The 18,696-nt window shown below is 43.6% G+C and carries 15 protein-coding genes; 2 read left to right on the forward strand and 13 right to left on the reverse strand.

Annotated features, from left to right (window positions below):
- Positions 1-256: 256 nt before the first annotated feature.
- Positions 257-547, forward strand: a complete 291-nt coding sequence (locus BUC20_RS05130) for a hypothetical protein (RefSeq protein ID WP_143166698.1) — start codon at positions 257-259, stop codon at positions 545-547.
- Positions 548-890: 343 nt separating this feature from the next.
- On the opposite strand, the gene BUC20_RS05135 is transcribed toward BUC20_RS05130, so the two are convergent.
- The 10 genes from BUC20_RS05135 to BUC20_RS05180 form a co-directional block, all read right to left on the reverse strand.
- Positions 891-2,228, reverse strand: coding sequence for a TldD/PmbA family protein (locus BUC20_RS05135; protein WP_073228233.1), 1,338 nt, complete (start codon positions 2,226-2,228; stop codon positions 891-893).
- A gap of 5 nt (positions 2,229-2,233) precedes the next feature.
- Entirely contained in the window at positions 2,234-3,874 is a 1,641-nt protein-coding gene (locus tag BUC20_RS05140; RefSeq protein WP_073228236.1) for a TldD/PmbA family protein, read from the reverse strand.
- A 94-nt stretch (positions 3,875-3,968) separates the two neighbouring features.
- A complete protein-coding gene (locus tag BUC20_RS05145) occupies positions 3,969-5,609 on the reverse strand; it encodes a TldD/PmbA family protein (RefSeq protein WP_073228239.1) in 1,641 nt (546 codons plus the stop codon).
- Between the two features lie 597 nt (positions 5,610-6,206).
- Complete coding sequence (locus BUC20_RS05150) at positions 6,207-7,523, reverse strand: TldD/PmbA family protein (RefSeq protein ID WP_073228241.1); 1,317 nt, start codon at positions 7,521-7,523, stop codon at positions 6,207-6,209.
- A 2-nt stretch (positions 7,524-7,525) separates the two neighbouring features.
- On the reverse strand, positions 7,526-9,160 hold the full coding sequence (locus tag BUC20_RS05155) for a TldD/PmbA family protein (protein ID WP_073228244.1): 1,635 nt from the start codon (positions 9,158-9,160) through the stop codon (positions 7,526-7,528).
- 68 nt (positions 9,161-9,228) lie between these two features.
- Positions 9,229-11,013, reverse strand: coding sequence for a hypothetical protein (locus tag BUC20_RS05160; RefSeq protein WP_073228246.1), 1,785 nt, complete (start codon positions 11,011-11,013; stop codon positions 9,229-9,231).
- Positions 11,003-13,240, reverse strand: coding sequence for a DUF4175 family protein (locus BUC20_RS05165; RefSeq protein ID WP_073228249.1), 2,238 nt, complete (start codon positions 13,238-13,240; stop codon positions 11,003-11,005). The genes BUC20_RS05160 and BUC20_RS05165 overlap by 11 nt, the downstream gene beginning before the upstream one ends.
- Positions 13,233-14,651 (reverse strand): BatA domain-containing protein, encoded by a 1,419-nt coding sequence (locus tag BUC20_RS05170; protein WP_073228252.1) that lies wholly within the window; start codon positions 14,649-14,651, stop codon positions 13,233-13,235. The genes BUC20_RS05165 and BUC20_RS05170 overlap by 8 nt, the downstream gene beginning before the upstream one ends.
- A gap of 2 nt (positions 14,652-14,653) precedes the next feature.
- Positions 14,654-15,541 (reverse strand): DUF58 domain-containing protein, encoded by an 888-nt coding sequence (locus tag BUC20_RS05175; RefSeq protein ID WP_073228255.1) that lies wholly within the window; start codon positions 15,539-15,541, stop codon positions 14,654-14,656.
- Complete coding sequence (locus tag BUC20_RS05180; protein WP_073228256.1) at positions 15,541-16,539, reverse strand: AAA family ATPase; 999 nt, start codon at positions 16,537-16,539, stop codon at positions 15,541-15,543. The genes BUC20_RS05175 and BUC20_RS05180 overlap by 1 nt, the downstream gene beginning before the upstream one ends.
- Before the next feature lie 175 nt (positions 16,540-16,714).
- On the opposite strand from BUC20_RS05180, the gene BUC20_RS05185 reads away from it, so the two are divergent.
- The gene (locus BUC20_RS05185) at positions 16,715-17,344 is read left to right on the forward strand and encodes a DUF4159 domain-containing protein (RefSeq protein WP_073228259.1); all 630 of its coding nucleotides are present in this window, start codon (positions 16,715-16,717) and stop codon (positions 17,342-17,344) included.
- On the opposite strand, the gene BUC20_RS05190 is transcribed toward BUC20_RS05185, so the two are convergent.
- The 3 genes from BUC20_RS05190 to BUC20_RS05200 are packed head-to-tail and all read right to left on the reverse strand — an operon-like array spanning position 17,341 to position 18,644.
- Positions 17,341-17,799 (reverse strand): DoxX family protein, encoded by a 459-nt coding sequence (locus tag BUC20_RS05190; RefSeq protein WP_073228261.1) that lies wholly within the window; start codon positions 17,797-17,799, stop codon positions 17,341-17,343. The genes BUC20_RS05185 and BUC20_RS05190 overlap by 4 nt on opposite strands.
- A 58-nt stretch (positions 17,800-17,857) precedes the next feature.
- Positions 17,858-18,439, reverse strand: a complete 582-nt coding sequence (locus BUC20_RS05195) for a Crp/Fnr family transcriptional regulator (protein ID WP_073228264.1) — start codon at positions 18,437-18,439, stop codon at positions 17,858-17,860.
- Positions 18,440-18,494: 55 nt separating this feature from the next.
- Complete coding sequence (locus BUC20_RS05200) at positions 18,495-18,644, reverse strand: KOW motif-containing protein (protein ID WP_200800883.1); 150 nt, start codon at positions 18,642-18,644, stop codon at positions 18,495-18,497.
- Positions 18,645-18,696 lie beyond the last annotated feature (52 nt).

The raw sequence follows: 18,696 nt of genomic DNA on the forward strand, positions 1-18,696 counted from the left end.
TTTCTTCATTACTTACTTTCATTATTTATTGCTTAGTTCTTTATTACGTCCTTCGTTCATTACTTCTTTACTTTTAAAAAAGACATCTGACTCTTCAAAGGCTGGAATCTTTGCCCTGAAGGGGGCAAATTTCCTAGGCCTTTTCTGAGCAGGTATCTTTTTTAAACTAAAATATTGCAAAAAAATATTGCTCAATTGTGCCACGCCATATTTTCCGAAAGATCCAATCGTAGCGGATCAAAGCATGTCGTATTCCATGAGCTCACAATGGTCTAGTTTACTCATTGAAAAACTAAACGGTCAAATTGATGGCTCCAAAAAATTAAGGCTACTCAATAGACTAATCTCGAAAACTGTAATATTATATCGTGCTCTGTTGGCAGGAGAATCCCTTATTAACGTCAAAACGGAAATCAAAGCAAACCAGCTAGCTTACCTTGCATCTACGAGATGCCTTAAACGTATTTCAAATGCAGGTCCAAAAGGAAAAGAGATGTTTTTATGGTTTTCTAAAATGAAAAAATTACTGTTTGTCAATCAAAAATAAAAGACTGATTATCAAAGTGAAGTTAAAACCGTTTGTCCCAAAAAGGAAGGAAGGAAGGAAGGAAGGAAGGAAGCTAAACATCCTGGTTAACAGAAATGAGGGGCTTCCGGGAAAAAGTTGCGTTCTATGAAAAGGCCTAGGAAGATTTGCCCCCTTCAGGGCAAAAATTCCAGCCTTTGAATAGTAATGCTTCTTTTTCAATATTTCTTTTTCAATACTCCTTTTTCAGTATTTCTTTATCGATACTTCGTTCTCAGTATTTCTTTTTCAATACTACTCTTTCAACACCTCTTTTTAATACTTTCCTTCAAAATTTCTCTTTCAGAAAAGATATTTAAATCACCTAAACCGCATCAGACAATGAAGTAAAGGTAAAATCCCTTATTTTCAATGCCGGCAACAGGTAATTTGTATCAGACTCCGCACTTACGGTCCTTTCTGACTTCCCTATTTCATCAAGATTGTTTAACATGATGATCGGACTTTCATTAAACCTGAAGTTCTTAACCGGGAATTTGATCTCTCCGTTTTCGATATAGAATGTACCATCCCTTGTTAAGCCTGTCAGCAATAGTGTTTGAGGATCTACGGAACGGATATACCACAACCTGGTAACCAGGATCCCTTTCTCTGTGCCTTTGATCAGTTCTTCCAATGTTTTTGTGCCGCCTTGCATGATGGCTCCACCCGGACTTGGGAGTGACTTGATGCCCTTCTTAGCTGCCCAATACATGGAAGTATACAGGTTTTTCACTACTCCTTTTTCTATCCAGTTGACTTTTTGCTGAGGTCTTCCATCGCCATTCCATGTGGCGGTAGGTAGCTCCGGATTCCATGGATCAGAGTAAACATTGACCCTTTCATCGAGCAGCTGCTCTCCTACTTTTGTTTTTCCTCCTGGCTTGCTCATTGAGCTGCGTCCTTCATCAGCACGTCTGGCATCAAGGTCAAAAAACAGGTTTTCCAGCATCACTGCTACTGCGGTTGGCTCTAGGATAACGGTATATTTCCCTGGTTCTATTGCTTTTGCGGTTACGGAAGCCATGGCCTTTTTTGCGGCGATGGCAGTGGCACCTTTGGTATCCAGTTTAGTATAGTCATTATACCCCTTGGTTGCATATCCTGAACCTTTTCCATCCTCTGTTCTGATGGTAATGTTGAAAGCCACATCGGTTGATTTGTTATAGGCAAACAGGCCTTTGCTGTTCATCATGGCCGAATACCCTGTGCTGTTGGACAAGAATCCGGCAGCATTGAGTTTATTTTCTTTGGCCTGGTTTAAGCTGGCCTGCACGGCATCGGCTCTTTCTTTAGGGCCCATTGCAGCAGTGGCTTCTGAGAATGTTGGCGACTCGGGCCCATATTCCTGTGGACCAAGGAAATCCATAAACTCTGGATTTTCAGGGGCGAGTTGCGCCAGTTCTTCAGCTCTGCGAACCACTTTTTCCAGGGAAGCATCATCAAATTCATTGATCGTTGCCACACCGGATTTCTTTCCAAAGGCGGAAGTGACCACCAAACTGTTGGTACTGATTCCACCGCTGGTAGATACGGAGCTTCTTGCATATCGGATATTACCACCATCGGATCCGTTGAGATTTACTTCACATTGTTCTGCTTTTGAGTAGCTAAGGACTTTCGTTAAAAGCGCTTTAGCTTGTTCTTTAGTTAGTATTGCCATGATTTCTATCCGATTTTTCTAGCTGTATTGATTACATTAACTCCATTAAAACGCGCCGTTGCAGATCCATGAGATACTGCGCTCGACTGGCTTGGCTGGCCTTTGCCATCAAAGAAAGACCCACCTAAGCGGTAATCACTTTGATCACAGATGGCGGTACAGGAATTCCAGAACTCCTGAGTATTGGCCTGATAAGCCACATCCTTTAGCATGCCAACGATTTTACCTGCTTTAATTTCATAATACAGTTGTCCGCCGAACTGAAAGTTGTAGCGTTGCTGATCAATTGAGAAAGAGCCATCTCCAACAATATAAATTCCTTTTTCTACATTTTTAATCTGGTCTGCAATGGTCAAAGGCTTTTTGCCTGGCTGTAAGGAGATGTTTGCCATACGCTGGAACTGTACGCTGCTCCAGTTGTCGGCATAGCAGCATCCCTGAGAATGGTCCAGTCCAACAATGTGTGCCTGGTCTCTGATTGCCTGATAGTTTACCAACACCCCATCTTTGATCACATCCCATTTGCCACATTTCACACCTTCATCATCGTAACCTACTGCACCCAATGAGCCCACTTCCGTTTTATCGGCCGTGATGTTTACCTCATTGCTGCCGTACTTGAATTTTTTAGACTCCCATTTGTCCAGGGTAAGAAAGCTGGTTCCGGCAAAGTTTGCTTCATAACCCAGCACACGGTCAAGTTCTGTAGGGTGTCCACAGGATTCATGAATGGTTAGCCATAAGTGTGAAGGATCAAGCACCAGGTCATATTTACCTGGCTCAACAGATTTGGCCTTTAACTTTTCGCCTACCTGTGCAGCGGCTTGTCTGGCATCTTCCAGCATGTCATATCTGCCTTTATAAAGGATTCCGGAATCAGTTTTTATTTTATCTTCCGGCCTGGCATCTAAGTACTCATAGCCTTTACCTGTAGGTGCACTTAAGGAGTTTCTCGTTTCAAATTTCCCGCTTTCCTTATTGATTTTAGTGATGAAGAAAGTTGGCCAGATGCGGTGGATATCCTGGTCAATATAGGAACCGTCTGTAGAGGCAAAATATTTTTGCTCGTTGACGGTAAACAAGACAGAGTTGATATAATCGGCACCGCCTTTCATGGCAGCATCATTAACTGACAATAAAAGGTCTACTTTCTCTTTGATGGGAACTTCGAAAGCGTTCTTTTCAATTGGTGCTTTCCAGCTCACTTCTCCATATCCTTTCTGGGGAGCAAGTTTTACTGGTTCTGTCTGTAAGCGGCCATTTTCTTTGGCAATAGATACGGCAAGTTCTGCTGCTTTTGCAATACTGTCTTTATCCATTTTGTCTGTGGCAGCAAATCCCCAGCATCCGTTTGCGATGACGCGGATTCCGACACCATAAGACTCCGTGTTTACAATATTCTGTACTTTATCCTCCCGGGTAACGACAAACTGGTTCAGGTATCGTCCTATCCGTACATCGGTGTAAGTAGCTCCTTTGGAGCGTGCTGCATTCATGGCTACATCCGTCAGGATTTTTTTGGCAGCGGGGTCGATGTACTCAAGAGCCCTTTCCGGGGAGACTTCATTTCCCCAAACGGGAATGGCTGGAAGCATCGCAGCTGCTGCGCCGATGCCTGTTAAATAAATAAAATTTCTACGTTTCAAGTTAAGGTGGTTTTAAGGTTAATTAGTTAGTAATTATCAGACGCCCCCCGCTTAAAAAAGTTACAGCTTACAGCTATAAGCTCCCCTATTTTTTTTATCCTAATTTTCTTCCTGTATTGATCACATTGACCCCATTAAATCTGGAGGTTGGACTACCATGAGAAACTGCACTCACTTGTCCTGGCTGGCCTTTTCCATCTGCAAATGTTCCCCCCAGACGGTAATCATTTTTGTCGCAGAGCTGAGTACAGGAATTCCAGAACTCTTGTGTATTGGCCTGATAAGAGGCATCCTTCAGCATTCCAACGATTTTACCCTCTTTGATCTCATAAGCCAGCTGTGCACTAAACTGAAAATTGTAACGCTGCTGATCTATAGAATACGAGTTCCGGCCAAACATATAGATCCCCTTTTCTACATTTTTCACCATTTCTGCTGCGCTTAGTGGTGTTTTACCTGGCGCGAGAGATACATTCGGCATCCGCTGAAACTGGATGCTTTCCCAGCTATCCGCATAACAACAAGCCTGAGAAGCTTTAAGGCCAAGGATGTGCGCCTGGTCTCTGATCGTTTGGTAATTCACAAGAATTCCATCCTTAATGATGTCCCAACTGCCACATTTCACCCCTTCATCATCATAGCCAACGGCTCCTAACGATCCTGGTTCTGTCTTATCAGCAATCACATTTACGGCCTTACTCCCAAAATTAAACCGTTTACTTTCCCATTTATCCAGGGTCAGGAAGCTTGTTCCTGCGTAATTGGCCTCATAGCCCAACACCCGGTCCAGCTCTGTTGGATGCCCGACAGATTCGTGAATCGTCAGGAATAAATGCGTAGGGTCCAATACGAGATCATATTTCCCAGGTAATACCGGTTTAGCCTTTAATTTCTCCGCAACATGGACCGTGGCCTCTTTAATGTCTTCCATCAAATCATAGCGTTTCTTATACATGGTTACCGGGCCACCTTTGATCTTTTCAGTATCTTTCGGTGTCAGGTATTCAAATCCCATTCCCATTGGTGCACTGAGTGCATTTCTGGTTTCAAACTTCCCACCCGAAGGATCAATACCTGTCACCGTAAATGTGGGCCAGATCCGATGAATATCCTGATCGATATAAGATCCATCAGTAGAAGCAAAATATTTCTGTTCATTGACCATAAAAAGGTTGGAATTCACATACTTTGCTCCTCCCTTCATGGCTTCACTATTTGCATTCAGCAACATGCTGACCTTATCTGTAATCGGAACCTCAAACGCATTGACCTCCACCGGAGTTTTCCAGCCTACCTCACCAAAACCTTTCTGTGCTGCCAGCTGTACAGGTTCTACCAGGAGCTTTGCATTTCCTTTAGCGATGGCCACTGCCATTTCTGCTGCTTTGGCAATGCTGTCATTATCGAGATTATTGGTTGCTGCAAATCCCCAGCTGCCGTTGGCAATCACCCTTACGCCCATCCCATAGGATTCAGAATTGGCAATATTTTGCACCTGTTTCTCCCTGGTTGCAATCACCTGGTTTAAATACCTGCCAATACGAACATCTGCATAGGTGGCTCCTTTTGAGCGGGCAGCATTGAGCGCAACATCGGCCATTCTCTTTTTCAGCTTAACGTCAACCGGCGTCAATGCCTCTTCCACGCTGATCTCTCTCCCAAAAGCCGGTATACCCTGGACCATAGAGGCACCAAGGCCTATTCCGGTCATATATAAAAAGTCTCTTCTTCTCAATTTCTATAATTTAATCATCATGGTAATTATTGTTAATAATTCTGGCTTCAAATGAATCAAACGATCATCGGCCTCAGCAAGCTAAATAGTATTTGGCTTTTAACCGTCTAAACAATCCCTGCTTCAGACAGATCAAACGAGCATCGGTCTCAGCAAGCTAAATAGTATTTGGTCTTTAACCGTCTAAACAATCCCTGCTTCAGACAGATCAAACGAGCATCGGCTCTAACAAGTTAAATAGCATGAGAATCAAATCACCTCAATCATCTTGCTCCAATTGCTGGTTCCAATATTTTGCGACAAAAAAAAGACAAAAAAGCTAAGCATCTTCCATAACAAACTATGAGGGGCTTCCAGGAAAAAGTTGCGTTCTATGAAAAGGCCTAGGAAGATTTGCCCCCTTCAGGGCAAAAATTCCAGCCTTTGAATAGTAATGCTTCTTTTTCAGTCCTTGATAAACCTTGCTTATTAAATCTTGCTTAACAAACCCTGCTCAATAAACCTTGCTCAACAATCCTGCTTATTAAACCTTGCTTAACAATCCTGCTTAATAGATCTTGCTGAACAAATCCTGCTCAATAAACCCTGTTTAAAAATCTAAACTGCATCAGACAATGAAGTAAATGTAAAGTCCCTGATCTTCATTGGCGGAATCATTCCACTTCCTGTCCTGACCGGTTTCCCCAATGCTTCCACATTATTGAGCATAATCACCGGACTTTCATTGAATCTAAAGTTTTTAACAGGAAACTTAATCTCTCCATTCTCTATATAAAACGTACCATCCCTTGTTAACCCTGTCAGCAACAATGTCTGAGGATCTACAGATCTGATATACCAGAACCGTGTTACTAAAATCCCTTTTTCTGTACTTTTGATCAGGTCTTCCAGAGATTGTGTCCCTCCTTCCATTACAATACTTCGGTTAAAAGGAACGGGTTCCACTCCTTTTTGTCCTGCCCAATATCTGGAATAGGCCAGGTTTTTGACCACTCCTTTTTCTACCCACTGCGTTCTTTTCACTTTAAGTCCATCATCGGTCCATGTTGCAGAAGGGACTTCCGGATTCATAGGGTCGGAGTAAATGTTTACATTTTCCGAGAACAGTTGTTCTCCCAGGCGGGTACCGCCACCTTTTTTGCTCATAAAGCTACGGCCTTCGTCTGCACTGCGGGCGTCAAAGCCTCTGAACATATTCCCCAGCATGTCACTTGCTGCCAATGGTTCCAATATAACCGTATATTTTCCCGGTTCAATCGCTTTGGCACCTGCAGAGCCGTTTGCTTTTGAAGCTGCAATTTTACTTAGGGCAAGGGTATCCATTTTGGCAAGGTCATTGAATTGTTGTTCAATATAACCTGAGCCTGTTCCTGCCTGATTTCTTACCGTTACCGAGAAAGAGACATTGGTCCTTTTGTTATAGGCAAACAAACCTTTGGAGTTCATCACCGAATCAAAGCGTGTAGCGTTTTCAAGAAATCCTGCTGCTTCCAGGTTGGCCGCTTTGGATACCTGTAAGCTTTTACCCACCATTTCTGCCCTGGTATCAGGCGTCATTGCTGCTGTATTTTCATTATACGTTGGGCTTTCCTGAAAATCCTGCGGACCTAATAAGGGCATGAACTCCGGATTTTCCGGGGCTAACATCGCCAGTTCTTCGGATCTTTTTACTACTTTCTGCAGGGAGGCATCATCAAACTCATTGATCGTTGCCGTCCCGGTTTTCTTGCCAAAGGTGGAGCTCACTGCCAGGTCCATCACGCTGATTTGTCCGGCGGTAGATACGGCATTTCTTGCATAGCGGATATTTCCGCCATCAGATCCGTTTAAACTGATTTCACAGGACTCTGCTTTTGAAAAGCTAAGTACCTTTTTTAATATTGCCTGGGCTTCTTCTTTACTTAATATGGCCATAATTAAATCTTTCTTGCTGTATTAATAACATTAACTCCATTAAAACGGGTAGTTGCACTACCATGCGATACTGCGCTGCTTTGGGATGGTTGTCCTTTACCATCGTTGAACGAGCCACCAAGGCGGTAATCACTTTGATCGCAGATCGCTGAGCAGGAATTCCAAAACTCCTGTGTGTTCGACTGGTAAGCTACATCATTGAGCATACCTACAATTTTTCCATTTTTGATCTCATAGAATGTTTGTCCGCCGAACTGGAAGTTATAGCGTTGCTGATCGATGGAGAAACTGCCATTTCCGATGATATAGATTCCTTTTTCTACATTTTTGATCATGTCATCTACACTGAGTTTCTCTTTTCCTGCCTGTAAGGAGATGTTAGGCATACGCTGAAACTGTACATCATCCCAGCCTTGTGAATAACAACATCCCTGGGATTCTGTGAGCCCGATGATATGTGCCTGATCACGGATGGCCTGATAATTTACCAGGATACCATCTTTGATGATGTCCCATTTTTTACATTTCACCCCTTCGTCATCATAACCTACCGCGCCCAATGAGCCTACCTGGGTTTTATCAGCGATCACATTTACTTTATCACTACCGAACTTGAACTTTTTAGATTTCCATTTATCGAGGGTCAGGAAGCTTGTTCCTGCATAATTGGCTTCATATCCGAGCACCCTGTCGAGCTCTGTCGGGTGACCAACAGATTCATGGATCGTGAGCCATAAATGGGAAGGATCGAGCACCAGGTCGTATTTTCCTGGCTCTACAGATTTGGCTTTTACTTTCTCACTTGCATTCAGTGCCGCAGATTTAGCATCCTCCAGCATGTCGTAACGACCTTTATAGCGGGTCACTACACCTTGTACTTTATCCTCCGGACGGGCATTCATATATTCATAGCCCATTCCCATTGGCGAGCTCAATGCAGATCTTGTTTGAAATTTCCCTGATTCCCGGTCTATTCTTGTCACATTGAAGGAAGGATAGATCCTGTGAACATCCTGATCGATGTAAGAACCATCTGTCGAGGCAAAATATTTCTGTTCATTCACCGCAAAGATGACCGAGTTGACGAAACTTGCTCCATTTTGCATGGCGATGTCGTTCACGTTCAGTAAGAGGTCTACCTTTTCCTTCACGGGCACTTCAAAAGCATTGATTTCTATCGGTGTTTTCCAGCTCACTTCCCCAAAGCCCTTTTGTGGGGCCAGCTGAACGGGTTCTCCTTGTATTTTAGCATTTGCTTTTGCCACGGCTACGGCTTGTTCTGCTGCCTTTGCCACATCTTCTTTGGTCACTTTGTTTGTTGCGGCAAAACCCCAGCATCCATTGGCCAAGACCCGGACTCCAATACCATACGACTCCGTATTGGCTACCCCCTGTACTCTTTTCTCGCGGGTGGCGACAAACTGATTGAGGTAACGTCCGATACGGATATCAGCATAGCTGGCTCCTTTAGATTTTGCTGCATTTAAAGCAACATCAGCAAGTTCTTTTTTAATTTTTACATCTACTCCCTCGAGTGCTTGCAAGGGATCTATTGGATTTCCGAAAGCAGAGAGATCAGGAAGCAGCAGGGCCCCCATCCCCATTCCGGATAAGTAGAGAAAGTCTTTTCTTTTCAATTGGTTGAGTTAGTTAGGTTAATAATACTCCCAATTTACCTATTCTGAAAAGGAAAGGCTAAGAACTTCTATAACAATTTAGTTTCATACCATAAAAAAGTTACGGCAATCAAAAATGGAATAAAGAACCACCACAACGAAACCGGTTTTTCAATTAAGACACTTGTTTCTAAAGACTTACGACTCTTCTCTTGCGCTTTGATAAATGTGGAGGTCACTTTAAGTTTTGCAACCTGATTTTCTGTTTTCCAATCCTTCTCCCTGTACACATAGAAAAACTCAGTTTTTCCATTGATGCTCATCCTGTTCCATCCCTCTTCCGTTGCCCAGCTGGTTGCCTGCCATTGAAATGGGAGTTCCGGATTTTGAAGGGGACTTAAACGCGAGCCGTTGAGGGCAACCAATGCTGCTTTATTTGCGGCCGATTGATCCACGGTGATGTTTAGCCTTTGCCTGGCCATTGGTTTGGCCGGCTCCATTACCCAGCTTTCCGATAAATAAGTCTTTCTTGCGGTATGTGTCATGATTTCAGACCAGAAGGCCGAATAATCAGCAGCCTGTCCATTCAATAACCAGTGGTAAGTAGCGGGAACCAGAGCGGCCACCACTTTTCCCATTCCACTGATCCGGCTGTTGACAAGTACCTTACCCGTATTTTCGACCACCAGTGGCTGATCATTAATACCAGGTTTCAGGAAAAGCAGCTGCTCAAAAGGCAATGGATGAAACAAGCGTTCTTCTCCCGGAAAGCCAATCGTTAATGATTTATTTTTGAGCCCCGGAGATTCATAGCGACTGAAGCTTCTGCCGATCGCCGAGCTGGCTTTCAGTCCGGTAAGCCGAAAAAAGAGCCCAAGGCCTCCATCCACCGCAGTATTGATGGCCGCAAGTTCAGCTCCGCTGAGTGCCGCTAATTCGTCTTCATCGAGGATCAACACATCAATCTTACTCAACAATGTTACGGTAACCTTATTTACGTTTGATCTTTCCGTATTGAGAAAGTCTGTGCTGTATTTATCCTTGCTGATCCTGCTTCTGAAAATCACCGGATATTTTTTCTCAAAAAACCAGTCTTTAAGGAATTTGTATTCAAAATCGGGATATGCAGCCAGCATCAGCACTTTTAAAGGAGCAGCAGGCTGGACTTGCACAGGCACAGGTTCATTAGCCAAAGTATCCTTACCTTGCAAAGCAATGACCTGATAAACTGCCCGGCCGGATTGTTTTGGCCTCCCTTTTAGGGAGAACGTATGTTCGCCCTTTGTTTTGATCGTCACAGAATCCAGGTTCGCGCCTAAACCCTGTAAAAACAGTTTTACCGGAAGGGCTCCGCTGTGGTGATAAACTCCCTGCAAGGTCAATTGTTCTGCATCACTTAACCTGGAGTTCCAGTTTCCTGAGATCAGGCCTTCCGGTTGTGCGGCAGGGTGGAAGTTAAGCTGATAGTCCTTTAATTCAGCAAGCTGTGCAGCAGGCAGACCATAGCCGTAGATATTTAAATGATTGAGGTCCGGCTGTGATTTTAAAAAATAAGAGAGATCCGGCAGCAGACTAAGCCTGGGCACCTTCAAAGCCTGATCAAACCTGACATCGGTAGTAACAATTCTCCCTTTCAGACTGTTGATTGTATCTTTTGAAACCCCTTCAGTCAACACATTAAGTTCATGCGGACGTTCGGCTCTTTTCACCTGATAAGAGATGGGGAATATAAACAGGGCGAAACACACTATTGCGAGGTAACTTGCCGCTAACCTCCAGATCAGGCGGGCCTTATTTGACCTCCGCCATTCCTTCAGACTGAGAAAAACACCCAGGATGAGGCATAGCAAAATGGCGATGTATTTAAATTCCATTGGCTCCCCCTCCTTTTCTGAGCTGATTAAAATAGTTCCGGTAAAGTGCTGAGGCCGGAGGAGCTATCGGTTGTTGTGGCATCGGCTGCTCTGGTCCGATCATTTTTCCAATTGCTGCCTGAACTGTTGAGATGTCTTTTTCTGATCCCTTGCTCCCTGTCATCAGTTTCCTCCATGACTTTAAAGCAGGTAAAAAGATGGTCGGGTTATCTGAAGCTGCTACGACCATATATTTTTCAGTTTCCCGGATCAGACTGAGCTCTTCCGGGTTAAATGTGCTTGTTGTTTTCCTGTTTTCCAATGCGCTGAGTGCCTTTTTCAACAGCGCTGTTTTTTGATCGGTCTGTTCAAAAGCGCTTTTCTGCAAAGGCTGCGTGATCTTATCCAGTTCCCCGGAAAGGCGTTTCTCTTCTTTTAGCTGTGCCACTTTCACTGTGGTCTTGGCCACATAGGCCCTTGACTTCTGCTGAAGGTCTTTCAATAAACGCAATGCTTTATATTCATAAGGCAAGGCGTCCCGGGTTTTATAAGTTCTTAACTGCAATTCAGAGCTCCACATTTCGGTGAGTACTGCTTTCAGCTGTGCTTTTAATTCAGGTTCAAAGAAAGTAGCATCTTCTGCAATGTCGTGTTTATGGGCATAGCTGTCCATAATGGCCTTTACATCACCAAACTTTTCTGTGGTTTTCGTTTCTTTCTCCTCGTGATGTTCTTCTCCCTCTTTATGGTCATGTCCTTCTTCATGTTCATGCCCCTCTTCATGCTTTTCGTCTTCTTTATGACCTTCTTCGTGATCATGGTTATGAGGTGTGCCAATTGCGGTTTCAGTTTCTTCTCCAAGGAATTTACCATAACGCAGGCGTAAGAGGCGCTGATCTATTCCCAGTTCATTACTTCTGTTCTTGAATGCTTCCGGAGTAATTTTCGACTGCTCATCAAGAAGTTTTTCTGTATCCATAATGATCTGCCGCTGACTCCGGAAATATTCCGGAACAAGATTTACCCCATTGGTCATCCCTGCCATACTCATCAATTCTGCAGTATCTACGATAGAGACAAAATACACATCAGACCTGCTGGCCTGTCCGTGGTTATCCAGGGCTTTAACAAAAAAATAAAGCTCATCGCCAGGTTTCATGCCCAGGCTTTTCAAATCTATGGTCTTATTCAGGGACATGGCTTTGCTGTTGTTAAAATTGGTATTGAACAGCAGTTTTTTTTCTGTGAAGCTCACTCCTTCCCCTTTTCCACTGGCCATGGTTGCAGAAATGGAAGCATCTTTAATCCCATAGTCGTCAGTCAACTGAAGCACTAAGCTGATCCGCTGAGGCTGGCCAAAATCAATCGTACTATGCGGCTTTGGCTGGGTAATTCTGATCGTTACCGGCAAATCGGGGATCAGTTCGATCTGATAAAGATCAGATTTCTTTCCATCCAGTTCAATCTGATAAAAGCCGGGCTGATGAACCGTTTTTGCAAAATGCCATTCCAGGCCTTCGCCATTCAGGGAAGTTAAGCTGGCCACTTGCTTGTCATTGAAAATGAGTTTTAGCTTTTTAACGGCTTCATTTGTCCGGATTTCCCATTTGAGCACAGATCCTGTTGCTGCCTTGACCGTAAACTGCTGCTGTTTTCTTTCGGTCATGCCCGTATATGCCGGCGGACTAACCCTTAGAGCAAAGGACTCAATTTCCGGAAGGATCCTTTCCTCTGCTTTTTTACCAGCTATTTCAGGCAAAACAGCTCCGGCACCATTGGTAAAAGTGCCTACAGCAGGAATTGCCTTGCCCAGTCCGAAACCAGCGATCAGGATTAATATCGCCCAGCCCAGGTTCTTTAAAGGTGTTCCCGGCACTGGAATTTCTGTGATGACCTTATTGATCTTTTGCTGTTGCAACCTTTCCAGCACCGACAATTCAGCAGTAGGCTTTAATAAAATTCCAGTACTTTCTTCCAGCTCCGGATACTGTTTGTCCAGATACCTGGAAATGCGCTGCTCCGTTATTTTCCAAAAAGGATTTTTCAGACCTGCGATCGCCAGTATGGGCAGAAAAAAGCAGAAAAACAGGACTGCTCCTGAGTTGCTGCCCGATGGAAACAGATGAAGTGTTACTGCAGCAAGAAAAGCCGAAACCCCTATACTAACAGCAATTACCTGTAGCAGTCGAAATATTCGCCATTGCCTTTTCCAATCATGGATCCTTTTCCCTATTTCCTGATCAAGCATGACTGATTTTATTTTGTTTATAAAAAGAAAGCATTCTTTCCAGCACAAAAACAGCTAGTGCCAGCATCCAGAAATATTTATTGAGCGGTTCTTTTTGTCCTGTTCTTTCCAGCAAACCTGTTTTTATGGAAGCCTGTTTTTGAGAAAACAGGTTGGTGCTGCGTCGTTGGTCATCCGGATGGTTTTCAAAACCAAAATCAGCAGTATCAGCATCCTGTCCGATCACAATTGGCATAAAGGCTTTCACAAAGGCTTCCTTCCAAACCAATGTAGTCCAGGAAGGATTTAATCTGCTGTAGAAATGGTAATGATCTATCCCGGCTTTCCTTTCAAAGGAAAGTAAAGTCTGGCCGAAACCATCATTCCAAATGCCTGTTCCGGGGTAAGAAGTGGCAACTACTCTCTTATTCAGTTCCACAATTGGCTGAGGCCCCGTTTTGCCTGGCTGAAGATCTATTTCAGTAGGTATAGAAACTGTTTTGCCAGATTCATAACTAAATAAGCGGCCCCCGGGGTTTAGCTGCTTCATAAATCCATCAGCTACCTTTTGTTCGGATAACCAAAAACCAAGATCAAATTTTAAACCACCAGGATCCTGCCCATTCCATTGCTTCAGCTCTATTTTACGTTTCGTAAAATCGGCTATTGCAGCCAATGCGGCATTGATGTATTTCGCGTCTTCAGCATTTGTTCCTTTATAGATTAACACAGAAATCACCGGAGCTGCTTTGCCCTCATCCAGGTTGCGATAGCTGGTTAAAGAAGGACTGGATGTCGCCTCATAAGTTTTACCAGATAAAACCCGGGTCCAATGGCTCAGCGTATCTGCAACGTTGATTGCTTTCCATTTGAGGTTAAAATCAACAGAAGGCAAATCTCCGGACAATTTATTCAATCGCTGACTGGCATAAAGATATACCGGAAATCCGGCGGGTAAAGTTTCATTCAACTGCCTGAACATGGAATGATAATCCATTGAATTCAAATGAACTGAACTATCTTTTATCAAGGTATCCTTTAGACTTATTATTGGAAACCCCATATCAAACCGGTGTAATTGATAACCTGCTTTAAGGAGGGTATCGATCTCTTTCTGGTGTGCCTTATAACCTGCAGAAAAGCTATTCTTCTCCATCAGGATCCAACCTTTTTCATTTCCGCCTCCTGCTTTCCTCTTCAGGTATGGTCCTGCCAGCAGGAACACCAACAGCGTAATCAGCAGCAGCCTCAGCAACAACAATAACCAGTCTGCAATCCGGTAACTTCTGGAATTTAAAGGCACACCATCTCCCAATAAGGCAATACTGCCTATCTTCAGCGTTTTTCCCTGTTTCACATTCCATAAATGAATGATCAGGGGAATCGCCAATCCTGCAAGCGCGAATAAAGCTATTGGATAGAGTAATGACACAATTATACCTTTAATTTATTTCTTTGATTTAAAAAATCCCGCAGGGCCTGGTCCAGCGGCTCATCTGTTCTGATCATCCGGTAAAAGATCCTCCTGTCGAGCAGTTTCATCCGGGTATCTTCCAGGTATTGTTCCAGCTTTTGCTGATAAGCGGACCGCGCTTTTTCCTGGTCTATCTGAATTGTTTTTCCACTTTCCAGATCTTCAAAAGAAGTATATCCCTTAAAATCAAGATCGATTTCATTTCCTGACATCAAATGAAAAACCACCACTTCATGTCTGAGGGTATTCAGGGTATCCAGTAAAGTAAAAATCTCATCATTGGTTTCATAAAGGTCAGTAATGAAAATCAGCAGTTCTCTTTTTTGTACTCCTGCATACAATTCTTTATAATGGATCGGCCTGGTAAAAATGCCTTCGGGTTTGATCTGTTCCAATTGATAGAACAACCTGGCCAGGTGTTGATAGTCCTGTTTCGCCAGCATGGCATATATTCCGCCCGATTGAAAGACATACAGACCTATTGCATCTCCCTGCAGGTTTCCAAGATAAGCCAGTGAGGCAGCCAGGTAACGGGCGTAATCAATTTTGGTAAAGCCCCCATCCTGATGGTTCATCGACGCGCTGGCATCAATTAAAAGGCGGACAGAGATATTGGTTTCTACCTCAGATTCCCGGATGTAATAACGGTCTGAACGGGCAAACATTTTCCAGTCCAATGAGCGTAAATCATCACCAGGCTGATAGCTTCTGTACTGACTGAACTCCAGTCCGGGGCCCTTCACAGTACTTTTGTTGATTCCACTCATAAAACCATCAATCGTCGTTTTTGCCGACAAGGAAAGCTCTTTAATGGCCATCAGTACCTTAGGATCCAGCAGTCTGCTCATTAAATGTTGATTTTAGGCCTGGAGATGCTTTTAATTAATTCGGCAGCTACCATATCTGAACTTACGTTCTCGGCATCTGCTTTAAAATTCATCAGGACCCGATGCCTCAATACCGGGTAAGCCATGGTTTGAAGGTCCTCCATCACTACTGCATAGCGGCCATGAATCAGTGCCCTGGCTTTCGCCGTCAGGATCAGCGCCTGTCCGGCCCTTGGCCCTGCACCCCACCTCACCCATTCCTTTACATAGGGAACGGAAGAGGTTTCCGGTCTTGTGGCCCTGATCAGTTCTGAGACGTAAGAGATCAGATCATCACTGATACTGACCTCTCTGGTGAGCGCCTGAAGTTGTTTGATCTCTTCTGCTCCAATCACAGCGTTGACCTTATTCTTTATCGTACCTGTAGTACTGCTTAATATTCTGGTTTCCTCGGCAGCTGTAGGGTAACCGATCTTGATGTAGAGCAGAAAACGATCCAGCTGTGCTTCCGGAAGCGGATAGGTCCCTGCCTGTTCAATTGGATTTTGGGTGGCCAGGATAAAAAACGGACGGTCTAATGGATAGGTTTGTCCGCCATAGGTCACTTCAAATTCCTGCATGGCCTCAAGTAGTGCCGATTGTGTTTTTGGCGGGGTACGGTTGATCTCATCGGCCAAAATAATATTGGCAAATAAAGGGCCCTTGTTAAATTTAAAGAAGCGTTTCCCCGTCTGATGATCTTCTTCCAGAATCTCGGTGCCTATAATATCCGTAGGCATCAGATCGGGCGTAAACTGAATCCTTCTGAAAGAAAGGTCCAGGGCTTGCGACATGGTCCTTACCATGAGCGTCTTCGCCAAACCGGGTACTCCTTCCAAGAGGCAATGCCCTCCGGCAAGCAAAGCGACCAGCATTTCTTCAATGATGATGTCCTGCCCGACAATCACCTTCTGAATTTCTTCCTTTAACTGCGAAATCTTTTGTATTAATATTTTAAGGTTGCTTTCTGAAATTTCCAAAACAATGTTTTTTTGAGGTAAGCTATTGTAATTCTTTTTAGGGGTAAGCTATTGTAATTCAATATAGGGCATCTGAGCTTACTTTTCCTAGCCTCTTAATCAGAATATCAAAAAAATTACAGATATCTATCTTAAAAAACTAGATTGTAAAAGAAATTGACGCTATTTTAGAACTATGCAACGATCGAGGTTTACTTTTGCCAGAATAAAATACAAATCCGGAAACTGGGATACCGATCAGCGAATGCCCTCGAATTTGCTGAATTCCTTGCTGGAGTATACCACCATCCCTTTAGATCAGGAAGAAAAGATTGTGGAACTGAGTAGCAACGACCTGTTCAATTACCCTTTTTGTTATTTAAGCGGACATAAACTGGTGCAGTTTAATCAGCAGGAGGCGGCAAACTTTAAGAAATACGTGAACAATGGTGGTTTTGTATTCGTAGACGATTGCAACCATGACATTGACGGCTTGTTTGCCAAATCTTTTGAAACACAAATGAGCAATCTGTTTGGTGCTCAGGCACTCAAAAAAATCCCGAATGATCATAAGATCTATCATTCCTTTTTTAAGTTCGAGAAAGGTCCGCCTACAACTTCATTTGAACTGAATGGCTGGGGTGATGATCTGGTTCATGATTACCTGAAGGCCATCACTGTAAATGGCCGTATCGGGGTATTGTACAGCAATAAAGACTATGGATGTGAATGGGACTACGATTTCAGGAATAAACGTTTCCTTGCCGAAGACAATACCAAATTTGGGGTAAACATCATCCTATACGCAATGGGCATCAACAGCTAAGCTGCCAGCTTTATTCCAAAATACCATGCCCAGCCGATCAACAGTACCTGCATCGGGATCCTAAACCACAGATAACTTGTTCCAGGACCATTAAAATCTCCTTTCTGAAGGTCGATATGGTGTATCGCCGCATAAATATTGGCCGGTAAAATCAATACAAAAAATGCGATCAGAAATACCGCAGCATACGCTCTCGTATGACTAAATAACAAACCAATTCCCGCAGCGATTTCCAGGAATCCTGTTCCAATCACTACCGCTTTCTTAAAGGGGATAAAATCCGGCAGCATCATTTCCATCCCTTTAGTGAATGCAAAATGACCACTGGCGGCAAAACACATCATCACACACAGTGCAATATTCCCGGCCATCAGGAAATTCCAGGAGCTGCTTGCCCATTTATAAATACAAAGGCTCAGCAGAAAAACAACAAATAATACGATTAATACTTTCATTAGGTTTGATTTATACCACAAACTTCTGATAAGTTTAACACATAAAAAATGACATATGTTAGTTTCGTGAATAGCTCTTTCTGATCCTGCTCAGGCTCTCCGGCTGGATCCCCAGATAAGTGGAAAGGTGTTTCACTGCTGTTTTCCTGATCAGTTCCGGATTGCGGTCCATGAGCTGGGCATAACGTTCCTCTGCCGTTGTAGAGAGCAGGGCCATTTCTCTTTCCAACCTCTTTTTATAATGAAATTCTGCGATCAATCTACCGATGCGCTCTCCGGAATGGGAATTCAGGTAAAAGTCCTGAAGCAGCTGATAAGGAATGAGTATGGCTTCTATATCTTCGATTGCCTGAATGGCGATCATAGAAGGTTCACGCGTGATAAAGGAATAGTAGGCGGTTACCATGTCACCTTCAAATAAAAAGTCAACGGTAAACTCTTTTCCATCTTTTAAGAAATAATTCCGGGTGGCTCCTTTTACCAGAAAAAAGATATGGTTTTCTATTTGCCCCTCCCTGCAAAGGAAACTCCCTTTTGGAAATGACTTTTGCAGCAGCAGCTTAGAGAAAGCCAACCACTCTTCATCAGCAAGGCTGACAAAGGAGGCAATCAGCTCCCGCATTTTGTTTAACCCTTCCATGATGATGATCAGCGGTCCTCAAGAACGATTACATTCTTCCCAAGTGTCTTGAACCTTACTGAGTTCTGTTGTTCGACAGTAATCGTCGGTGTCCCGTTTTACTGGTATTGATGTCTCTCACTGTACCAGTTTTACCTTTATGGGTTCCTCCGGTTACCAGACATTGATCTCCATCCTTTAAATTACCTGCAACATTTGTATCCATACCTTATCTATTCTTGTATATTCCAGCAATAGCGCAATCAGATCTTTAAAGC

It is taken from the genome of Pedobacter caeni, from assembly GCF_900129215.1.
GTDB classification, from domain to species: Bacteria; Bacteroidota; Bacteroidia; order Sphingobacteriales; family Sphingobacteriaceae; genus Pedobacter; species Pedobacter caeni.

What these genes read in the sequence shown, in the direction of transcription:
- BUC20_RS05185 (WP_073228259.1), top strand. Translation starts at nt 16,715, where the DNA reads ATGCAACGATCGAGGTTTACTTTTGCCAGAATAAAATACAAATCCGGA.
- BUC20_RS05130 (WP_143166698.1), top strand. Translation starts at nt 257, where the DNA reads ATGAGCTCACAATGGTCTAGTTTACTCATTGAAAAACTAAACGGTCAA.
- BUC20_RS05135 (WP_073228233.1), bottom strand. Translation starts at nt 2,228, where the DNA reads ATGGCAATACTAACTAAAGAACAAGCTAAAGCGCTTTTAACGAAAGTC.
- BUC20_RS05200 (WP_200800883.1), bottom strand. Translation starts at nt 18,644, where the DNA reads ATGGATACAAATGTTGCAGGTAATTTAAAGGATGGAGATCAATGTCTG.
- BUC20_RS05175 (WP_073228255.1), bottom strand. Translation starts at nt 15,541, where the DNA reads ATGAGCAGACTGCTGGATCCTAAGGTACTGATGGCCATTAAAGAGCTT.
- BUC20_RS05160 (WP_073228246.1), bottom strand. Translation starts at nt 11,013, where the DNA reads ATGGAATTTAAATACATCGCCATTTTGCTATGCCTCATCCTGGGTGTT.
- BUC20_RS05190 (WP_073228261.1), bottom strand. Translation starts at nt 17,799, where the DNA reads ATGAAAGTATTAATCGTATTATTTGTTGTTTTTCTGCTGAGCCTTTGT.
- BUC20_RS05195 (WP_073228264.1), bottom strand. Translation starts at nt 18,439, where the DNA reads ATGGAAGGGTTAAACAAAATGCGGGAGCTGATTGCCTCCTTTGTCAGC.
- BUC20_RS05165 (WP_073228249.1), bottom strand. Translation starts at nt 13,240, where the DNA reads ATGCTTGATCAGGAAATAGGGAAAAGGATCCATGATTGGAAAAGGCAA.
- BUC20_RS05150 (WP_073228241.1), bottom strand. Translation starts at nt 7,523, where the DNA reads ATGGCCATATTAAGTAAAGAAGAAGCCCAGGCAATATTAAAAAAGGTA.